The 16,605-nt window shown below is 71.1% G+C and carries 15 protein-coding genes; 1 reads left to right on the top strand and 14 read right to left on the bottom strand.

What is annotated here, in order from left to right:
• Positions 1–134: 134 nt before the first annotated feature.
• From ACFWP5_RS14360 to ACFWP5_RS14330, 7 genes are all read right to left on the bottom strand, one after another.
• Positions 135–965 carry a PP2C family protein-serine/threonine phosphatase gene (locus ACFWP5_RS14360; RefSeq protein WP_384154960.1) on the bottom strand — a complete coding sequence of 277 codons (831 nt, stop codon included), beginning with the start codon at positions 963–965 and terminating at the stop codon, positions 135–137.
• Between the two features lie 167 nt (positions 966–1,132).
• Positions 1,133–1,255, bottom strand: a complete 123-nt coding sequence (gene ykgO, locus ACFWP5_RS14355; protein ID WP_200690817.1) for a type B 50S ribosomal protein L36 — start codon at positions 1,253–1,255, stop codon at positions 1,133–1,135.
• Positions 1,252–1,500, bottom strand: a complete 249-nt coding sequence (locus tag ACFWP5_RS14350; RefSeq protein ID WP_200690818.1) for a type B 50S ribosomal protein L31 — start codon at positions 1,498–1,500, stop codon at positions 1,252–1,254. The genes ykgO and ACFWP5_RS14350 overlap by 4 nt, the downstream gene beginning before the upstream one ends.
• A gap of 74 nt (positions 1,501–1,574) precedes the next feature.
• The gene (gene rpmG / locus ACFWP5_RS14345) at positions 1,575–1,739 is read right to left on the bottom strand and encodes a 50S ribosomal protein L33 (RefSeq protein ID WP_384154958.1); all 165 of its coding nucleotides are present in this window, start codon (positions 1,737–1,739) and stop codon (positions 1,575–1,577) included.
• A 94-nt stretch (positions 1,740–1,833) separates the two neighbouring features.
• Positions 1,834–3,717 carry a Na+/H+ antiporter NhaA gene (gene nhaA, locus ACFWP5_RS14340; protein WP_384154956.1) on the bottom strand — a complete coding sequence of 628 codons (1,884 nt, stop codon included), beginning with the start codon at positions 3,715–3,717 and terminating at the stop codon, positions 1,834–1,836.
• A 103-nt stretch (positions 3,718–3,820) separates the two neighbouring features.
• Positions 3,821–5,461 carry a phosphoglucomutase (alpha-D-glucose-1,6-bisphosphate-dependent) gene (pgm, locus tag ACFWP5_RS14335; protein WP_384154954.1) on the bottom strand — a complete coding sequence of 547 codons (1,641 nt, stop codon included), beginning with the start codon at positions 5,459–5,461 and terminating at the stop codon, positions 3,821–3,823.
• A gap of 116 nt (positions 5,462–5,577) precedes the next feature.
• Entirely contained in the window at positions 5,578–6,498 is a 921-nt protein-coding gene (locus ACFWP5_RS14330; RefSeq protein ID WP_384154952.1) for an SGNH/GDSL hydrolase family protein, read from the bottom strand.
• Positions 6,499–6,764: 266 nt separating this feature from the next.
• Between ACFWP5_RS14330 and ACFWP5_RS14325 the strand changes: the two genes are divergently transcribed.
• Positions 6,765–7,439, top strand: coding sequence for a hypothetical protein (locus ACFWP5_RS14325; protein WP_384154950.1), 675 nt, complete (start codon positions 6,765–6,767; stop codon positions 7,437–7,439).
• 54 nt (positions 7,440–7,493) lie between these two features.
• Here the strand turns inward: ACFWP5_RS14325 and ACFWP5_RS14320 are convergent, their stop codons facing one another.
• From ACFWP5_RS14320 to ACFWP5_RS14290, 7 genes are all read right to left on the bottom strand, one after another.
• Positions 7,494–7,730 (bottom strand): chaplin, encoded by a 237-nt coding sequence (locus ACFWP5_RS14320; protein ID WP_384154948.1) that lies wholly within the window; start codon positions 7,728–7,730, stop codon positions 7,494–7,496.
• 112 nt (positions 7,731–7,842) lie between these two features.
• Positions 7,843–8,295, bottom strand: coding sequence for a flavodoxin family protein (locus ACFWP5_RS14315; RefSeq protein ID WP_384154946.1), 453 nt, complete (start codon positions 8,293–8,295; stop codon positions 7,843–7,845).
• A gap of 9 nt (positions 8,296–8,304) precedes the next feature.
• Complete coding sequence (locus tag ACFWP5_RS14310) at positions 8,305–9,906, bottom strand: serine/threonine-protein kinase (RefSeq protein ID WP_384154944.1); 1,602 nt, start codon at positions 9,904–9,906, stop codon at positions 8,305–8,307.
• Between the two features lie 122 nt (positions 9,907–10,028).
• Positions 10,029–12,242 (bottom strand): catalase/peroxidase HPI, encoded by a 2,214-nt coding sequence (katG, locus tag ACFWP5_RS14305; RefSeq protein WP_384154942.1) that lies wholly within the window; start codon positions 12,240–12,242, stop codon positions 10,029–10,031.
• Between the two features lie 34 nt (positions 12,243–12,276).
• Positions 12,277–12,714, bottom strand: a complete 438-nt coding sequence (locus ACFWP5_RS14300; RefSeq protein ID WP_384154940.1) for a Fur family transcriptional regulator — start codon at positions 12,712–12,714, stop codon at positions 12,277–12,279.
• Between the two features lie 50 nt (positions 12,715–12,764).
• The gene (locus ACFWP5_RS14295) at positions 12,765–14,282 is read right to left on the bottom strand and encodes an AMP-binding protein (RefSeq protein WP_384154938.1); all 1,518 of its coding nucleotides are present in this window, start codon (positions 14,280–14,282) and stop codon (positions 12,765–12,767) included.
• Positions 14,279–16,597: a CoA transferase gene (locus ACFWP5_RS14290; protein WP_384154936.1), complete on the bottom strand. Its 2,319-nt coding sequence runs from the start codon at positions 16,595–16,597 to the stop codon at positions 14,279–14,281. Before ACFWP5_RS14290 ends, ACFWP5_RS14295 begins: the two co-directional genes overlap by 4 nt.
• Positions 16,598–16,605: the final 8 nt, after the last annotated feature.

Raw genomic sequence — 16,605 nt, 5'->3', positions numbered from 1 at the left:
AGCGGCGTCAGCGGCGTCAGCGGCGTCAGCGGCGTCAGCGGCGTCAGCGGCGTCAGCGGCGTCAGCGGCGTCAGCGGCGTCAGCGGCGTCAGCGGCGTCAGCGGCAGCCGGGCCATGCCCCGCCGGACCAGCCCCTACGCCCCTAGGTCGGGCGCGTCGTGTCCTACGACCAGTACCGCCGCGTCGTCCTCGTGTCCCACACGCTCGGCTCCCTTGATCACGGCGGCCGCGAGCGAGCCCGCCTCCATGCCCGCCACGGCGGCGACTCCGGCGAGGCGCATCACCTGGTCGAGGCCTTCGTCGACGCTCATCGAGGGGCCCTCCACCACGCCGTCGGTCACCAGGACGAAGACTCCGCCGGTGGTGAGCCGGTGCTCGGTGACGGGGTACCGCTGTCCGGCGAGGATGCCGAGGGGCGGTCCGCCCTCGTCGTCGGTGATGCCGGAGCGGCCGTCGGCGGTGGCCCAGACGGAGGGTATGTGTCCGGCCCGCGCGCTCTCCAGCACCCCGGTGATCGGGTCCAGCCGCATGAAGGTGCAGGTCGCGAAGAGTTCGGTGCCGAGGGACAGCAGCAGGTCGTTCGTCAGGGAGAGGAGTTCGCCGGGCTCGCTGGTGACGGAGGCGAGGGCGCGCAGGCCGACCCTCACCTGGCCCATGAAGGCGGCCGCCTCGATGTTGTGGCCCTGGACGTCGCCGATGGACAGGCCTATGCGCCCGTCGGGCATCGTGAAGGCGTCATACCAGTCGCCGCCCACGTTGAGGCCGTGATTGGCGGGCGAGTACTTGACCGCGAGGTGGAACCGGGGGGTGACGGGCATGTCGCCGGGCAGCATGCCGCGTTGCAGGGCGACGGCCAGTTCGACCAGGGAGCGCTGGAGCTCCGCCCGCTCGCGCGCCTGGGCGGTCAGCGTCCCGAGTCTGGCCAGCAGTTCGTCGCCGTCGTCCATGGGGTGCTTGCGGGACATTGACCACTCCAAGGGGGTTGGTACCGCTATAAGCATAAAGAACGGATTTTCTTCCCTCGGGAACGCGCAAAAACAGGACGCACAAAGGCGGGACGCGCGGGGACAGTACGACAACGGCCCGGCCACCGCGTGAAGCGGGGCCGGGCCGGCCGGTCGTATGCGCTGGGTCAGCCCTGGCGGGCCTTGAAGCGCGGGTCCTTCTTGTTGATCACGAACGTCACGCCGCGGCGGCGTACCACCTGCGCGCCGGGCTTGGCCTTCAGCGCGCGCAGGGAATTGCGGACCTTCATGACTGCCTCCCGTAGCGGCGCTCGAAGCGCTCCACACGGCCCGCGGTGTCCACGACGCGCGTGTTGCCGGTGTAGAACGGGTGGCTGGCCGACGAGATCTCGACCTCGATCAGCGGGTAGGTGTTCCCGTCCGCCCACTCGATCGTGCGCGCCGACCGCGCGGTCGAGGTGGTCAGGAACGCGGTGTCCGCCGCGCGGTCGCGGAAGACGACCGGACGGGACACGGGGTGGATGCCAGACCTCATGGTGCTTCCTTCCTCAGGCCGTCCGCGGTGGGACGGCCGCTCTGCTGGGTTCGCCGTTCCTCTCGGAACTCGGCTCAACGCTCCTCGCGGAAAGCGACGTGCTCCCCGACCACCGGGTCGTACTTGCGCAGGACCAGCCGGTCGGGGTCGTTGCGACGGCTCTTGCGCGTCACGTAGGTGACGCCGGTCCCGGCCGTCGACTTCAGGGTGACGACGGGACGGTTCGTGGTGCGTGCCATGAGGACCTCCTTCCGCCCACATCCCGGGATCTTGTCCCGAGCATGTCAGCTACGTACGTCTCAACACCGGCACCCCTCGGTCCATTCCCGCCGTCTAGGCCGCCACAGCGGCCCGCTCACGGGCGGCCCGTACGGCCTGCGAGAGGCCCTCGATGTCGTACGCGCCATGGTGCCTGCGACCGTTCACGAAGAAGGTGGGCGTGCCCGCGACCCCGCTGAGGTCGGCCGACTCCACGTCCTCGGCGACATGGCCCGCCCCCTCGTGGGCCCGCATGTCGCGTTCGAAGCGGGCGGTGTCCAGGCCGATCTGTTCGGCGTACTTCCGCAGGTCGGTGAAGCGCAGGGCGCCCTGGTGGCTGAGGAGCAGGTCGTGCATCTCCCAGTAGCCGCCCTGCAGCGCGGCGGCCTCCGCGGCCTCGGCGGCGAGCTGGGCGTGGGGGTGGACGTCGACGAGCGGGAGGTGCCGCCACACGTACCGCACCTCGTCCCCGAAGGACCCGAGCAGCTCACGGACGACCGGCTCGGCCTGCCCGCAGTAGGGGCATTCGTAGTCGCCGTACTCCACGACTGTCACCGGGGCGTGCCGCGGTCCGCGCAGGTGATCGCGGTCGGGGTCGACGGGGACCGACAGGTCGACAATGGTCTCCGCCCTGCCGAACAGGACCCTGGGCCGGATCTGCGGCGGCAGCAGACCGATCACTCCCGTGACCAGCCGGCCGACCAGGAACGAGCAGATGACAGCGCTGAGGATGCCCGTCTTCGCGTCCTCCAGGGTGGTCCCGTCGAAGGCGAGGGTCGCGATCAGCAGCGACACCGTGAAGCCGACGCCGGCCAGCGTGCCGCCCGCGGTCACCGCGCCCCAGCCGACCGGCGGCCGGATGCGGCCCCGGGACAGGACGCTGGTCAGCGCCGTCGAGGAGACGATGCCGAGCGGCTTGCCGACGACGTACCCGATGAGGATGCCCAGTGCGACGGGCGAGGTGAAGGCCCTGGCGAGCTGCTCCCCGCTGATCTGCAGACCGGCGTTGGCCAGCGCGAACAGCGGGACCACGGCGTAACTCGCCCACGGGTGGTACATGCGCTGGAGCCGGTCGTTCGGGGAGATCGCGGAGGCGATGCCCGCCCGTACGTCACGTTCCAGCTCGGGGGTGGGCTGCTCGCGGAACAGCCGGAACAGGCCCGTGGCGCGTTCCAGGTCGTCGCGCCCCGCCGGATAGGCGTACGTGATCAGCCCCATGGCGAGTCCGATGACGACGGGGTCCACACCCGACTTGAGCAGGGCGACCCAGGCGACGACCCCGAGCAGCGCGTACAGCGGACCCCGGCGCACCCGGAACCGCCGGAGCAGCACGACGACGGCGAAGATGCCCACGGCGACCAGGAGTGCCGGTACGGCGATGTGGTCGCTGTAGAAGACGGCGATCACCACGAGCGCCAGGAAGTCGTCGACGACGGTGATCGTGAGGAGGAAGACACGCAGCCCGGGCGGCATGTGGCGGCCCACGACGGCGAGCATGCCCAGCGCGAACGCCGTGTCGGTGGACATCACCGCGCCCCAGCCGCTCGCCGTCCCGTGACCGCTGTTGATCGCCAGGTAGATGGCGATCGGCACGAGCATGCCACTGGCGCCCGCGACCATCGGCAGGGCGAGGCGCCTGCGTTCGCGCAGCTCGCCCATGTCGAACTCGCGGCGCGCCTCCAGGCCGACGACGAGGAAGAACAGCGTCATCAGCCCGCTGTTGACCCACTCGCGCAGATCGAGGGAGACACCGTGCGAGCCGAGCCGGACGGAGAGGTGGGTCTGCCAGAACGTCTCGTACGCCGACGGTGCCGCGTTGGCCCAGACGAGCGCGACGAGTGCCGCCGCGACCAGGACGGCGGCACTTCCGGTCTCGGTCCGCAGGAAGTCACGCAGTGGGGAGCGCGCGTCCTCCCCACACGACGTCTGCCCCATGTAGTCGGTCGTTTCGAAGGACATACGGGGTTCACATCCACCTTGCGTCGCGACTCACGTGTCGGCCAAACATCGGCTGCCACACCGTTCATTCCTGTGGCAACCGGCACACGGCCGACAGTCCGGGTCAGCCGCCCAGCGCCGCCCCGACCACGGCCTTCGCCTCCTCCTGCACCTGGCCGAGGTGGTCGGGACCGAGGAAGGACTCGGCGTAGATCTTGTAGACATCCTCGGTGCCTGAGGGCCGCGCCGCGAACCAGGCGTTGGCGGTCGTCACCTTGATGCCGCCGAGGGCCGCGCCGTTGCCGGGTGCCTCGGTGAGGACGCCGGTGACGGGCTCGCCGGCCAGGGTGTCGGCGGTGACCTGCGCGGGCGAGAGCTTGGCGAGGAGCGCCTTCTCCTCGCGTGACGCCGGGGCGTCGATCCGGGCGTAGGCGGGCGAGCCGAAGCGGTCCGTGAGGGCCGCGTAGTGCTGGGACGGCGTCTTCCCGGTGACCGCCGTGATCTCGCTGGCGAGCAGGGCGAGGATGATGCCGTCCTTGTCGGTGGTCCACACGGAGCCGTCCCGGCGCAGGAAGGACGCCCCGGCCGACTCCTCGCCGCCGAAGCCGAGCGAGCCGTCGACCAGTCCGTCCACGAACCACTTGAAGCCGACGGGCACCTCGACGAGCCGGCGCCCGAGGTCGGCGGCGACCCGGTCGATCATCGAGGAGGACACCAGCGTCTTGCCGATGCCCGCGTCGGCGGGCCACTGCTCGCGGTGGGCGTAGAGGTAGGCGATGGCGGCGGCCAGATAGTGGTTGGGGTTCATCAGGCCCGCGTCCGGGGTGACGATGCCGTGCCGGTCGGAGTCGGCGTCGTTGCCGGTGGCGATGTCGAACCGGTCGCGCTGGGCGATCAGCGAGGCCATCGCGTACGGCGACGAGCAGTCCATGCGGATCTTGCCGTCCCAGTCCAGCGTCATGAACCGCCAGGTCGGGTCCGTGAGCGGATTGACCACGGTCAGGTCGAGCCGGTGCTCCTCGGCGATCCGCCCCCAGTAGGCGACGGACGCCCCGCCCAGCGGGTCGGCGCCGATCCGCACACCCGCCGTACGGATCGCGTCCAGGTCGAGGACGCTCGGCAGGTCGGCGACGTACGTACCGAGGAAGTCGTAGCGGCCCGTGCCGGGGGCGGCGAGCGCGCGGGTGTACGGGATGCGGCGGACGTCCTTCAGGCCGCCCGCGATGATGTCGTTGGCGCGGTCCTGGATCCAGGAGGTGGCCTCGGAACCGGCCGGGCCGCCGTTCGGCGGGTTGTACTTGAAGCCGCCGTCGGCGGGCGGGTTGTGGGACGGGGTGACCACGACGCCGTCCGCGAGGCCCGAGGTGCGGCCGCGGTTGTGGGTGAGGATGGCGTGGGACACCGCCGGCGTCGGGGTGTAGCCGTCCGCGGTGTCGATGAGGACCGTGACCTCGTTGGCGGCGAACACCTCCAGCGCGGTGACCCTCGCGGGCTCGGACAGCGCGTGGGTGTCCGCCCCGAGGAAGAGGGGTCCGTCGGTGCCCTGGTCGGCCCGGTACTCGCAGATGGCCTGGCTGGTGGCCGCGATGTGGTCCTCGTTGAACGCGGTCGCCAGGGACGAGCCCCGGTGCCCGGAGGTGCCGAACGCGACGCGCTGCCCCGGCTCGGCGGGGTCCGGGTGCAGCGCGTAGTACGCGGTGACCAGGCGGGCCACGTCGACGAGATCCTCTGCACGGGCCTGTTCGCCCGCTCGCTCGTGTGGCATGTTGCCCGCTCCTCCGCATCGACCGACTTCGCGTACGGCCCCATCTTTCCTCGTCAGGGGCGCGTTTAGCGAGTACACCCCCTCCGCCTGTGGAAAACCCGGGCCGCCGCTGTCCGTCAGTACCGGTGGTGCCTGTCCAGTTGCTTCAGCACCGCGCCCGCCATGGCCGCCTCGCCCTTCGCGTTGGGGTGCGCCGGGGCCGCCGGGGAGGAGGGCTGCAGCGGCTCGATCCAACGGTCCGCGGGCGCCTTGCACATGTCGTGGCCGACGGTCGGGCCGTAGGTGTCGACGTACTCCGCGCCGTTCAGCGCGGCCACCACACGGAGCATCAGGTTGAGGCGCTTGCCGACGTCCCGCAGATAGGGGAAGTCCTTCGCGGCGAACGGCACCGACGGGTAGCAGCCGCTGCCGTCGTCGGGCAGGAGGTCCGGGTAGCCGACGACGAGCACACGCGCGTGCGGTGCCTGCTTGTGCACCGCCCGCAGGACCTTGGTGACCTTCGGCGCGGTGTTGAGGATGGCCAGCGCCAACTGGTCGACGCCGGAGGAGGTGTAGTAGCGCTGACACGGGTTGCCGGTCAGGTCCGTGGCGCTGAGCTTGGCGCAGGTGCCGATGATGGTGCTGAACCCGATGTCGTTGCCGCCGATCTGAAGGGTCACCAGGTCCGTGTTCCGCTGTACTGCGTCGAGTTGGGGGCCGTTCGTGCCCTGCGCCTTCCACATCTCCGCGGTCGTCGCCCCGCCGCAGCTCACGTCCTTGAGCGCGGTTCCTCTGCGGTCCGCCGACACCAGCGAGGGGTAGTTGTGGTCGGAGCGGGCGCAGTTGGCGTCGACCTGGGTCGGTATGTACGGGCCCGAGGTGTAGGAGTCGCCGAGCGCCGCGTACTGAGTGGAACGGCCGTGCCCGTGGCCCGAGTTGTGCGCGGCCGCCGGTGCCGCGGACGCGACGACGAGGGCGCAGCCGCTGACCGCCGCGGCGACCGCCACGGCCCTGCCGCGGTGGTGCGCCGTCGTGGCCGGATGCGTCTCACGCTTCATGAGGTTCCTCCCCCAGGTACGAGACGGTGCGACGGGACACACCCGATGCGGTCGTCTCTCGTTCAACTGGCCTTGTATACCGGTCGGTAAGTCCCGGGGGCCAGAGGTCGGGAGGGACGAGTTCGTTGCCCGAAGGGTCACGGCGCCCGCCGAAACAGTTCGGCCGGTTTGGTGGCCGGTTCCCGTCCCCACGCACGTGGACCACTTCCGGCGGGTATCCCTACCGCAGGCGTCAACACGCTTGGGGGTGGGGGGAGTTGGCCCTGTTGCCGCAGAGGCTGGGGAGGCACGAGAAGCACGCGTCGCCACGGTCCCGTCGGCGGGAGGCGATCCGTGCGCTGCGCGCCCAGGGACGCTACGGCCCCGGACTGCGCGAGGTGCTGCCCGCCCTCGTCGTGGTCGCCCTCGTCGTGTGCGGGATCGTGGCCGGGCTCGCCGTGGCGTACCGCGTCCTCGGCACCGGAGCGCTCGCCGGCGGGCTGGCGCTGCTCGCCGTGATCACGGCGGCCGTGGTCCGGCACAACCGTCCGCTGGCCCGTCGCCGCCTGGGCTACTACACGCCCGAGGAGATCGCCGACCTGGATGTGGAGGGGCTCGCCCTGGCCGTGTCCCGGATGCTGCGCCGGGACGGCTGGCGGGCGCTCGCCCGGCCCGACGCGCACGGCCGGCCCCGTGTCCGGGCGCGCGACCGGCTCGGTCGCCGTCTGGAGGTGGCCTTCCGGCCGGTCGCCGAACCGCTGCCCGACGAGGAGGCGCCGACCCGATCAGCCCGTTCGGCCGGCTCCGGACCGCACCTCCGCCTCGTCGTCCACCGGGGCACCTTCAGCCGACGTGACGTGCAGTGGGCGCGCCGGCAGGGCGGCATCCAGCTCGTCGACGGTTCACGCCTGCGGCGCTGGGCCCACGGCACTCCCCTGCACCGGCTGACCGACGTCCCCTGACACACGGAACGAGCCGCGGGCGCGGGGCCCACGGCTCGTTCACGGTACGGCTCGTCAGTCCGCGGTCTGGCAGTGGTTGCCCGACGCGGGGTTGAGCAGACCGATGACGTCGATCGAGTTGCCGCACAGGTTGAGGTCCAGGTCGACCGGCACCTGGATGACGTTTCCGGAGAGCACGCCCGGGCTGTCGCTGGCGGTACCGACAGGCTCCGGGTCCGCGCTCGCCGTACCGGCGCACAGCAGCAACGCCGCACCAGCCAGACCCACCGCGGCCGTCAGACGATTCCTCATGAAGAACTCCTGTCATTCGGAGGGGCATGTCCCTCCACGCTGAGGGTGCTTCGGGGGGTCACGACACTCTTCGGCGGCCGAACGGGTGGCGGTGACCCCTCAGGGCGACCGCTCAGGCCGTCAGACCGGCGGCGACCGTCGCCCCGAGTTCCCAGCACGCCTCGACGCCGGCCGTGTCCGGTTCGCCGGTCAGCGTCACCGGGTCGGCGACGCGCCGCCAGCCCAGCCCGGTCGTGATCGACTCGATGCCGCGCACGGCTCCCGTCACGTCGTTCCCGCCGTGCACGTAGTAGCCGAAGGGCCGGCCCCGGGTCCCGTCCAGGCACGGGTAGTAGATCTGGTCGAAGAAGTGCTTGAGCGCGCCGGACATGTAACCGAGGTTCGCGGGCGTGCCCAGCAGAAAGCCGTCGGCGGCCAGCACGTCCGACACGGTCGCGGACAGGGCGGAACGCCGTACGACCCGCACGTCCTCGATCTCCGGTGTCGTCGCTCCGGAGACGACAGCTTCGAACATCGCCTGGCAGTTGGGCGAGGGCGTGTGATGCACGATCAGCAAGGTGGGCACGGGGCGAACCTACCCGTCGACCGGCTCCACCTTGGTCACCTTGCCCTGGGGATCGGCCTCCAGGTAGCCGCCGCCGTAGTCGTCACTCAGATAGATCGCCATACCCGCAGGTGTGCCGAACAGGTTGTTCGGCGACCGGAGCAACAGGTATCGGGATGTCGGCTTCTCAACCTTCAGGTCCTTGTTCGCACGCTTCAGCAACGTGGGAACGGCGTCCCAGTCGAAGTCGTCCAGCTTCACCGGCTGGTCTCCGCCCGACAACGTGTCCTGGTTGTCGAAGGCGTCGTCGAAACCGGTGCCGGAGCGGTAGGTGTAGCTGTCGAACTTGGTACTGCTGCCCTTGACCATCACCTCCGCGATGACATACCCCGGGTAGACGGAGAGGCTGGCGAACCTGTCGCTCCCCGTCTTGTCCTTGAAGGCCTTGATCGCGGTCCGGATGCCGGACGGGGTCAGCATGTCCTGGGTCTTCACGGCGGCGCTGCTCTGGCTCGCCGAGGCGGTGGGCGTGGTCTCCTGCCGCGTCTGGCCGGTGGCACCCGGCGACGCCGTAGAGCCGTTGTTGTCGTCGTTCCCGCCCGGCAACACCTTCCAGGCGAGCGTGCCGATCAGCAGTACGCCTACGACACTGGAGGCGACCGCGACGCCCGGGGACCGCTTCGGCTTCCGCCCGCGTCGGCGCGCAGCCTGCATGTCGTCGGTGGGCGGCAGTGGTGGCGGGGCCGGTGGTGCCAGCGGGTACGAGGTGGTTTCGTGGCCCCGGACCTCCGGCTGTGCCGCGGCGGCGGCCAGCATCCGGCCGACCGTCCCGGCGTCCGGCCGCGCCTCGGGATCGCGGACCAGCACACAGGACAGCACCGGCGTCAGCGATCCGGCCAGTACCGGTGGCGGGACGTCCTCCTGGAGTACGGCGGCCAGCGTGGCCAGGGTCGTACCGCGCTGGAGCGGGTGGTGGCCCTCGACGGCGACGTACAGCATCATCGCCAGCGACCACAGGTCGGCGGCGGGTCCGCCGCTGTGGCCGGAGACCCGTTCCGGGGCCATGTAGTCGGGTGTGCCGATGATCGAGCCGGTGGCGGTGAGGGCGGTGGCGTCGCGGATCGCGGCGATGCCGAAGTCGGTGAGCACCGGGCGGCCGTCGGTGCGCAGCAGGACGTTGGCGGGTTTCACGTCGCGGTGCTGGACGCCCGCCGCGTGCGCCGCGTTGAGGGCGTCGAGCACTCCGCGGCCGAGCTGGGCGGCCTCCGCCGGTGCCATGGGTCCGCGGGCCAGCCGGTCGGCGAGCGAGCCGCCCTGGACGAGTTCCATGACGAGCCAGGGGTAGGTGCCCGGGCCACCGTCGACGATGTGATGGATCGTCACCACGTTCGGGTGCTCGACCCGGGCCAGGGCGCGTGCCTCGCGCAGGACCCGCTGGCGCAGCATCTCGGCCGCGTCGGGGTCGTACTCGGCGAGGTCGACGTCCGGCGGCCGGACCTCCTTGACCGCGACATGACGGTGCAGCAGCAGGTCACGGGCGCGCCAGACCGTGCCCATGCCACCGCCGCCGAGCCGGGACTCCAGCTCGAAGCGGCCGTCGACGACCCGTCTGTCGGGCTCCCCCTCGTTCATGCGGAGGAGCTTATGTGACGAACGTGCACGCCTGTGCTGCGAGTTCAGAGGATGAGAAACGTCCGGGCCGACCCGTAAGGGCCGACCCGGACGTCAGTGGTGCGTTCCCGTAGGACTCAGCCTCAGACGAGGTCGAACCGGTCCAGGTTGGAGACCTTGACCCACGCGTCGACGAAGTCCGTCACGAACTTCTCCTTCGCGTCGTCGCTCGCGTAGACCTCGGCGAGCGCGCGCAGCTCGGAGTTGGAGCCGAAGACGAGGTCGGCACGGGTGCCGGTCCACTTGACGGCGCCGGAGGCGTCGCGGCCCTCGAAGGTCTGCTGGTCCGAGGAGGTCGACGTCCACGTGGTGCCCAGGTCGAGCAGGTTCACGAAGAAGTCGTTGGTCAGCGTGCCGACCTTGTCCGTGAGGACACCGTGCGCGGACTGGCCCTGGTTGGCGCCCAGGACCCGCAGGCCGCCGACGAGGACGGTCAGCTCGGGGGCGCTCAGCGTGAGCAGGTTGGCGCGGTCGAGCAGCAGGTACTCGGCCGGCAGGCGGTTGCCCTTGCCGAGGTAGTTGCGGAAACCGTCGACGGTCGGCTCCAGCGCGGCGAACGACTCGACGTCGGTGTGCTCCTCGGTCGCGTCGACACGGCCCGGCGTGAAGGGGACCTCCACGTCGACGCCGCCGTCCTTGGCGGCCTTCTCGACCGCGGCTACGCCGCCGAGGACGATCAGGTCGGCCAGGGAGACCTTCTTGGCACCGGAGTTGAACTCCGCCTGGATGCCTTCGAGGACCCGCAGCACCTGCGCGAGCTGGTCGGGGTCGTTGGCCTCCCAGCCGCGCTGCGGCTCCAGGCGGATGCGGGCGCCGTTGGCACCGCCGCGCTTGTCGCTGCCCCGGAAGGTGGAGGCGGACGCCCACGCGGTGGACACCAGCTGCGAGACGGTCAGCTCCGAGGCGAGGATCTTCGCCTTGAGGGCCGTGACGTCGGCGGCGTCGATGACCTCGCCCTCGGCCTGCGGCAGCGGGTCCTGCCACAGCAGGCTCTCCGCCGGGACCTCCGGGCCCAGGTACAGGGACTTCGGGCCCAGGTCACGGTGGGTCAGCTTGAACCAGGCGCGGGCGAAGGCGTCCGCGAACTGGGCCGGGTTCTCGTGGAAGCGCTTCGAGATCTCGCCGTAGATCGGATCGAAGCGCAGCGAGAGGTCGGTGGTGAGCATCATCGGGCGCTTCTTCTTCGACGCGTCGTGCGCGTCCGGGATGATCGCCTCGGCGTCCTTGGCCACCCACTGGTTGGCGCCGGCGGGGCTCTGGGTCAGCTCCCACTCGTAGCCGAAGAGGAGGTCGAAGAAGTCGTTGCTCCACTGGGTGGGCTTGGTGGTCCAGGTCACCTCAAGGCCGGAGGTGATCGCGTCGCCGCCCTTGCCCGTGCCGTAGGTGTTGGCCCAGCCGAGGCCCTGGGCCTCAAGGGGAGCGGCCTCGGGGTCGTCGCCGACCGACTCGGCCGGGCCCGCGCCGTGGGTCTTGCCGAAGGTGTGGCCACCGGCGATGAGGGCGACGGTCTCCTCGTCGTTCATCGCCATCCGGCGGAAGGTCTCACGGATGTCGCGGGCCGCGGCCAGCGGGTCCGGGTTGCCGTTCGGGCCCTCGGGGTTGACGTAGATGAGGCCCATCTGGACGGCGCCGAGCGGGTTCTCCAGCTCACGGTCGCCGGTGTAGCGCTGGTCGTCGAGCCAGGTGGTCTCGGGACCCCAGTACACGTCCTCGTCGGCCTCCCAGACGTCGGCGCGGCCACCGGCGAAGCCGAAGGTCTCGAAGCCCATCGTCTCCAGCGCCACGTTGCCCGTGAGGATCAGGAGGTCGGCCCAGGAGATGGACTGGCCGTACTTCTTCTTGACCGGCCACAGCAGACGGCGGGCCTTGTCGAGGTTGCCGTTGTCCGGCCAGCTGTTCAGCGGCGCGAAGCGCTGCTGGCCGCGGCCGCCACCGCCACGGCCGTCGCTGATGCGGTAGGTGCCGGCGCTGTGCCAGGCCATCCGGATCATCAGCGGGCCGTAGTTGCCGAAGTCCGCCGGCCACCAGTCCTGCGAGGTGGTCAGCACCTCGGCGATGTCCTGTTTGACGGCCGCGAGGTCCAGGGCCCCGAAGGCCTCGGCGTAGTCGAAGTCCGCGCCGAGCGGGTTCGCGACCACCGGGTCCTTGGCGAGGATCTTCAGGTTGAGGCGCTCCGGCCACCACTGACGGTTACCGCCGCCCTGGGTGGGGTGCGCGGCGCGCCCGTGCGCGACGGGGCAGCCCCCGGCATCCTCCGACTTCGCGTCCGTGACGATTGCGTCGTGGTTCTCAGACATGGGAATCCTTCCAAACGGGGTGGATCACGTGACTTTAGGAACTGGGGGCGGCGGTACAGGTGGGGCACAGACCCCAGTAGATGACCTCGGCCTCGTCGATCGAGAAGCCCTGGTCGTCGGCGGCGGTCAGGCAGGGCGCCTCGCCGATCGCGCAGTCGACGTCGGCGACGACACCGCACGACCTGCACATGAGGTGGTGGTGGTTGTCGCCGACGCGTCCTTCGAAGCGGGCGGGACTGCCGGCCGGTTCGATACGGCGTACGAGTCCTGCCGAGGTCAGCGCGTGGAGGGCGTCGTAGACGGCCTGAAGCGATATGTGTCCTACGCGGTCACGGACCCCGGACGCGACCGCCTCGACATCGAGGTGGTCGCCGTGCCGGACGGTCTCCAGCAGCGCGACGCGGGCTGCCGTCACCCGCAGGCCGGCACCGCGCAGCTCCTCGGCGGTGGTCGGTGGCTGGGATGCGGTCATGGCGCTCAACCTACAGCCATAAACACGAGTGATTCAAGAAAACAAATGGTTCAAGTTTGATGTCGTGCCGGGGTGGGCGGTGTGGAGCGGTCCCATGTGGTGGCGGTCACCCCGCGTTCCCGCAGGACGGCCTTGCGGACCTTGCCGGTCTCGGTGAGCGGAAGCTCACGGAGGGTGTCGATATACCGGGGCACCGCGAAGGGGGGCAGCTCGCCCGCGCAGTGCCGTACGAGGTCACCGAGATCCAGCAGCTGCCCGGGCGCGGGTACGACCGCGACCATGACCTCGTCCTCGGCCAGCTCCGAGGGCACCGGGAAGGCCGCCGCGTCGGCGACCGCCGGGTGCGCGCGGACGACGGACTCCACCTCCTGCGAGGACACGTTCTCGCCCCGCCGCCGGATCACGTCCTTGATCCGGTCGACGAACCGGAACCACCCGTCGGCTTCCCGCACCACCCGGTCACCGGTACGCCGCCAGGCGGTGGGGCCGGGCTCCGACTCCCCCAAGTAGCCGGTGCAGAAGGCGAATTCATGTGCGCTACGGACCACCAGTTCACCGGCGACGCCGTCCGCCACGGGATCGAGGAGGTCGTCGACAACGCACGCGGAGAAGCCGTCGCGCACGGTACCGAGGTACCCGGGCCGCTGATCCTCGGGCGTGGCCCCGATGACAAGGTTCGTCTCCGTCGACCCGAACCCGTCGACCAGCGTGACCCCGAACCGCTCCCGAAACGGCTCCCACGCGGAGCCGGGAGTGGCCGGAGAGAGCCCGCGCCAGGCCCGATGCGCACGGTCGGCGGGGCCCGGCGGCTGGGCGAGGAGCATCGGCACCATCGCACCCAGCAGATAGACGGCGGTCGCCCCGGCCTCCGCCACCCGCTCCCAGTACCGCGTGGCGGAGAACCGCTCGCCGATCACACAGCTCGCCCCCACGGCCATGGCGTGCGCGAGTGTGTTCAGCGCGTTGGTGTGGAACAGCGGCAGACAGGTGTACAGCACGTCGTCGGCGGTGAGGCGGAGCGAGTCGGAGACGTTACGGCCCCACCACACGGTCTGCGCGTGCGGACACCGCACACCTCGCGCCATCCCCGTGGTACCCGAGGTGAACAGCACGAAAGCCGTGTCGTCCGGGCGCACTTGGGCCGACGGTACGGCGGTGACCACGCCCGGCGCCGGTACGTCGCCTCCGCCGACGACCCACAACTCACCCTGACATCCAGCCTCTACGACCCGCGCCGCCAACTCCTCGTCCACCAGCTGGAATTGCGGTTCGGCCGCCCGCAGCACTTCCCGAAGCCCGCCGCCCCGAAGCCCGGTGTTGAGCGGGATCAACACCGCTCCGAGCCAGGCGCAGCCAAGGATGAGGTCGACGACCTCGATCCGGTTGTCCGCCATGACGGCGACGCGGTCCCCCGATCGGCAGCCGCGCTCGGCGAGCGCTCCGGCCATCGTGGCGGCGGCCGTACGGGTCTCCGTGTACGTCCGTGTCACGTCCCCCACCCGCAGGAAGGTCCGTTCGCCGAACTCCCCGGCCGCCGCGTCGAGAAGGCCGGGGACGGTGTCGATCACCGCAGCACTCCGGCCTCCCGGAGCTGCTGGACACGCTCCGTCGAGAACCCCGCCGCCTCGCTCAGTACGGCGTCGGTGTCGGCGCCGAGTACGGGCGCGGCCTCGCGGATCCCGCCGGGTGTGCGGGTCAGCCGAATCGGGACGCCCTCATGGAGGAAGGCGCCGGCGACCGGGTGTTCCTTGCGCACATAGAAGCCGCGTGCCCTCAACTGCGGGTCGTGCTCGACGAGTTCATGACCGTCCTGCACTGCTCCGGCCGGAACGCCGTGTGCCTGGAGCGCCTCGGCGGCGACGTCGGCGGGCAGGGTGCGGGTCCACTCCCCCAGTGCGGCGTCGACGAGGGCTGTCGAGCGGCGCCGCGCCTGCTCCGTGGAAGTCCGTTCATCGGTGGAGAGTTCGGGGCGGCCGATCGCCTCGCACAGCGCGGCCCATTCGGTGTCGTCGCGGACGCTGACGGCCAGCCAGCGGTCGGTGCCGAGGCAGCGGTAGACGCCCTGCGGGCTCCAGCTCGGGTGGGTGTTGCCGCTCGGTGTCACCGCCGGGCCGCCGAGGAGGCTGGTGCCCATGTGGGCGGCTATCGCCTCCAGTTGGGAGAGGTCGATGTGCTGTCCGCGTCCGGTGACGGCGCGGTGCTCCAGGGCGGCGACCGTGGCGAGGGCGGCCTGTAGTCCCGCGACGATGTCGCCGTGGCCGTAGATCACGCCGACCACGTCGTCCGGTCCCCAGCCGGTCAGTCCGGTCAGGCCCGCGCTCGCCGAGACCGTGTCGGCGTAGGACACCCAGCCGTTGCGCGGTCCTGTGTGCCCCATGCCCGACATGCTGACGTACACGAGGTCCGGGTTGACGCGGCGCAACTCCTCGTAGCCCAGGCCGAGTCTGCCCATGACCGTGGAGCTGAAGTTCTCCACGAGGACGTCGCAGTGGGCGATGAGGTCGCGGAGGACCGCGACGCCTTCGTCGGTCCGGGTGTCGAGGGCGATGCTGCGCTTGTTGCGGTTGACCTCGTTGAAGTAGCCGTTGGTGTTCGGGTCCGTGTGGGGGCCGCGGGAGAGGTGCATGAAGGGGGCGAAGCGGGTGGGGTCGGGGCGGCGCGCGGACTCGACCTTGATCACGTCGGCGCCGTGGTCGGCCAGGACCTTGGTGCAGTACGGGCCGGCGAGGACCCAGGTCAGGTCGAGGACGCGGATGCCGTGCAGGGCGGGGTGCGCGGGGGCCCGCTCGGCCGGGATCGCGCGCGTGGGGCGGGGTCCGGCGTCGAGGAGATCCTGGTCCGCGCCCACGCCCCGGACGTCCAACTCCCGTACCCGGTGGCCTTCGGGGAACGCGAACGGGAAGCCCAGGTCGGTCCGCTCGCCCTCCGGTGTGCGTACCCGGGTGAAGAAGTCGCGGGCCGTGAGCTGGGGGTTGTCGGGGAGTTCGTGGGGCAGGTCGACGGCGGCCCAGGGCAGCTTCCTGGCCTGGGCCCGTTCCGCGAACTCGGCCTTCGGCCACATGCCCACGAAGTCCTGGACGACCTTGAACACATGCTCCTGGTGCTTCTTGCGTTCGACCGGGTCCTGCCAGCGCGGTTCCGTGAGGTCGGCCGCCGCGCTCTCCTCGCGCAGCCAGTCGAGCAGCGCGTCCCACATGCGCGGGCTGCCGCCGAGCCCGCCGCCCAGGTAGCCGTCGGCGGCCCGGAACAGACCGTGCGGGACGAGGGGATGGACGCTGCCGGGTCGCGGCGGAACCCGGTCCTCGTGCAGGTAGGCGAGCGTTCCGGCCTCCAGGGCGGCCGCCACGCACGCCTGCGCGGAGACGTCGGCGAGCTGTCCCGGGCCGCTGCGCCGGGCGCGGAGACCAAGCAGGGCGGCGATGGCCGCGTTGACGCCGGCGAGCTGCTCGGCCTGCTGCTCCGGCAGCCGTAGCGGCGGGCCGTCGGGGTCGCCGACCTGCGCGAGCATCCCGCCGAGCGCGGCCACCACGAGGTCGGTGCCCTGCCAGTCGGTGCGCGGGCCGATCAGCCCGAAGGGGGTGACGCGGACGTGTACGAGGTCGTCGAGCCCTTCCGCGAGTGCCTCGGCGCCGCCCGGGCTCCCGTCGAGCAGCACGTCGGCGGTGGTGAGGAGACCCCGCAGCTCTTCGGGGGACGCGGGTACGACCGACCGTTTGCCCGCGTGCCAGTGGACGAACGCGTCGCCGTCGAGTTCGCGTCGGGTCCCGTCGCCTTCCGGCGGTTCGACGAGCACGACCTCGTACCCGAGCCCGACCAGCAGGCGGCCGGCGAACCGGGTGAAGGGGCTGGACAGTTCGACGACACGCGGCACGGACTCGCTCACGTCTCCTC

Origin of the sequence: Streptomyces sp. NPDC058469 (genome assembly GCF_042721125.1) — a bacterium.
Taxonomy (GTDB): Bacteria; Actinomycetota; Actinomycetes; order Streptomycetales; family Streptomycetaceae; genus Streptomyces.
This window is presented reverse-complemented; position numbering and strand designations above follow the sequence as displayed.